General features: G+C 45.5%; 2 protein-coding genes and 1 pseudogene. 2 read left to right on the forward strand and 1 reads right to left on the reverse strand.

Annotation, left to right across the window (positions count from 1 at the left end; all coding sequences use genetic code 11):
- Positions 1 to 670 precede the first annotated feature (670 nt).
- Positions 671 to 1,126 (forward strand): hypothetical protein, encoded by a 456-nt coding sequence (locus F6K53_RS36085; RefSeq protein ID WP_293020947.1) that lies wholly within the window; start codon positions 671 to 673, stop codon positions 1,124 to 1,126.
- A gap of 43 nt (positions 1,127 to 1,169) precedes the next feature.
- Here the strand turns inward: F6K53_RS36085 and tnpA are convergent.
- Positions 1,170 to 1,523: pseudogene (gene tnpA, locus F6K53_RS36090) on the reverse strand (IS200/IS605 family transposase).
- Positions 1,524 to 1,652: 129 nt separating this feature from the next.
- Between tnpA and F6K53_RS36095 the strand changes: the two are divergent.
- Positions 1,653 to 3,056 (forward strand): transposase, encoded by a 1,404-nt coding sequence (locus tag F6K53_RS36095; RefSeq protein ID WP_293020949.1) that lies wholly within the window; start codon positions 1,653 to 1,655, stop codon positions 3,054 to 3,056.
- Positions 3,057 to 3,276: the final 220 nt, after the last annotated feature.

A 3,276-nucleotide genomic window follows, 5' to 3' on the forward strand; every position in this document is an offset into this window, starting at 1 on the left:
TGGGGGAAGGCTTGGAAGTAAGATTGTAGGGGCAGGTGGGGGTGGCAAACCCATGGGAACTCATGAAACACTGGTTTAACCTGTAAATCTAGCATTTATTTGCTTTCATGAGAATGAAATAGCCCTGTTGACGATGTCGCGCACTTAAATTGTCGATTTTTGAGTAAGGGAGAAAAACTACAAAGTCCTTTCCCTTACTCCTGAGTACCCCTGCCCCCTTACCAATTCAATCAAAGAAATCAAATCATTTGTAGCATTAATAGTGCTAATTCATAGTGCTAATTCATAGTGCTAATTCAGATTATATGCCTCACAGGTTACTTCCCATTCTTGCAGTATCTTCCCCCACTTCCCGTCTCTTCCCGATCTCCATAAATCATCCCGCTACAATTACAACGCCGTTATTTGGGTCGGACTAGTCGGGAACTCTATATGTAACTGGTATATCTAACTGGCATCACAGAAGTCCATGTTGTTCAATGATTCTAACCCATAATGAACAGCTCTAGGGTATTCCATCACTGAGTCAATAGACTCTGGCACTATAACTGTACTTGGTATTGCCTATTGGTGGCATGATTTAGCCAAGTCTTACCTAAAGACCTTCCTCATCTTGATCACTCATCAAACCGAAAGCCATATTGGGAATGAAAACTATGGAATAAAAACTATGATAAAAGCCAGGCTTTTCGGCAAAACTAGGTTGCCCAAACCATTTGTTTGGACAGTCATTTTTATCTGCATTTTACCCTATATTCTGCATCAATTAGGGGTTGATTTTAGTACCCATCAGGAACTGTTTGACCTCTCGGCAGCCTCTGAATGGGAACCCCATGAAGTTAATGATGCCATGCACTCGGTCTTTTCCGGAAGTTTTGTACACACACTCCTGGAGTGGAGTGGTGTCTGTACAGCGTTTTTTACTGTTTGCTTAGCCTTCACGAACTACAGCATCACCAAAGACCCAATCGTTCCTATCATCGGCGTATCACTTTTTTTTGCTGGTGTGATAAATGCCTTTCATACTCTGGCTGCTGACCGCTTAATTGATGTTGTCGCCGATAATCGTAATTTAACTAGCTCGGCGGGAATTCCCACGCTTAAGCCACAGCTTAGCGTGGGATGAAAGCCAGGTTGGGTGATGGGGTTCGATGCCCCATCACCCAACATCAGTCAGGTCTGTCCTGACTCTGAACGTATTCTTTGAGTTGTTCAACGGTAACCCCTCCACAACTAGCAATGAAGTAGCCGCCAGTCCAGAACACTTTTTTCGAGTAATACTTATTCACTTGATCGGGAAATTATTTCCGTAGGTATCGACTGGAAACGGTCTTGAGATTATTGATTAGTTTGCTCAGCTGAGTCTGGGGATTGTATTGGATCAATAAATGAACGTGATCCGCTTCACCATTGAACTCGACCAAACTACCTTCCCACTTAGACATCAGTTCTGAAAATATTGATTCTACGCGGGTTAGCATCACCCCTGTGAAGACTTTACGCCGGTATTTTGGGACTAACACGTTGAGGAGCTTTCAAGTTTGAAACGCCTCTAGCACGGTGGATATCATCTTTAGGCATGGGTTGACACTAATTCCTGTGCTGGTGCTATAATAACACTAAGCCCCGCAGTAATGGTCGGATCGGCCGCTATGAAATCAACGCTTCAGTATCGAGCTTACTTAAACACTAAGCAAAAACTTGAGGCTAATTATTGGCTTCGAGTGTGTCGCTATTGGTATAACCGCCAGCTCGGAGATCGTTTCGATTGGTGGGACAACAATAGAACCAAAGTCAACGCTTGTCCGTTAGTTTGCCCGTTACCTGAGCTCAGAGATCAGCCGACTAGATACGGTCAACAGTCACAATTGCCTGGACTCAAAACAGATCTGATCAAGGTGTTTCATAGCGGTGAGCTGTTGGACTTCACCCGATTAGATTCAACCGTTTTGCAGGATGTCTGCAAACGGGCTGACGATGCTTTCAAGCGTTATATATCGGGTGATTCCAATGGCTTGCGTAGCGGTAAGCCACGGTTTAAGAACCAATCCAGCTACCGGACGATGGTGTTCGCAATGGTCAAACCAAGGTGGATTTATCTTGTCCGCAAAAACTGGCTCTATATCAAGCTTCCCAAGCTCGGAATGGTGAAGGTTCGGATGCACCGACCAATGCCGGATGGTGCCGTTGTCAAACGTGTTAGCTTGACTAAAAAAGCCGATGGTTGGTATATCAACCTGACCGTAGCAGATCCTACGGTGCCTAAGTTGACGCCTGATCAGATTGTCCCCACTTGGGATAACTCAATCGGTCTTGACGCAGTGCTAGAGGGCGATGACTACATTGCCACATCTGAAAATACCAAATACAAATCAGCTAAACCGCTGCGTAAGTCTTTACCAAAACTCAAGGCCGTCTCTGCTAAGAAATCATCGAAACGTAAAGGTTCTAAAGCCCGTCGCCAGCTAGCATTGCGTGAATCTCGAATACATCAACGCATTGCTAGGCAGCGCCAGAATCACCGTTACAACCTGGCTCACTTGCTGGTGAAAACCGGCAAGAAAGTGTTTTTCCTAGAGTTGCTAAATATCAAGGGACTGACAAAACGAAATAAACCCAACAAAGCCGCTGATGGGACGTATTTGCCTAACGGCCAATCGGCTAAGTCTGGGCTGAACAAGTCTTGGTTAGACGCGGCGTTTGGTGAATTTATAACCACACTGGACTACATAGCCTCAAAAGCTGGAGCAGTGGTTATCAAACAAAAACCGGCGTATTCATCAATGATTCTGAGTTATCGGAACGAAGTTATATTTACCGATTGCTCAATCAGAAAGTATTACGATCCGGTTGAAAAGGTTTTGGTTGACCGGGATGTGAATGCCGCAATCAACCTCAAACGACTTGGGCTGGGCGTTTTCCCAAGTATAAAACGGCGTAGTGGGAAGCTAGTCGTATCTGGCGATATGGACAATAGTACCACGAAGCAAATCGTGTCTATCCTAAGGGACGGCACGGACACTCGATCGCTTCTCAGTCTTTGGCCTATGGCCTAGCCTTTGGCGAACGGATGAAGAAGCCCACGCTATAGCGCCAGCTTAGCGGTGGGAGTGCGTCACTTCCATTTACCTGGGCACTCTGTCGGCTTTTCAATGCACTAATCCTGATTCTAGGAACTAGCCTTTGCTCAAGGAGAAGCTGGGTAGAAAAAAACCAAACCAGGAGCTTGGGTTTTGTCATTATTGTCAGCTTGGGGTTTGGGTTGATTGCCTATGG

Origin of the sequence: Moorena sp. SIO4A1 (assembly GCF_010672065.1) — a bacterium.
Taxonomy (GTDB): Bacteria; Cyanobacteriota; Cyanobacteriia; order Cyanobacteriales; family Coleofasciculaceae; genus Moorena.

What these genes read in the sequence shown, in the direction of transcription:
- F6K53_RS36085 (WP_293020947.1), top strand. Translation starts at nt 671, where the DNA reads ATGATAAAAGCCAGGCTTTTCGGCAAAACTAGGTTGCCCAAACCATTT.
- F6K53_RS36095 (WP_293020949.1), top strand. Translation starts at nt 1,653, where the DNA reads ATGAAATCAACGCTTCAGTATCGAGCTTACTTAAACACTAAGCAAAAA.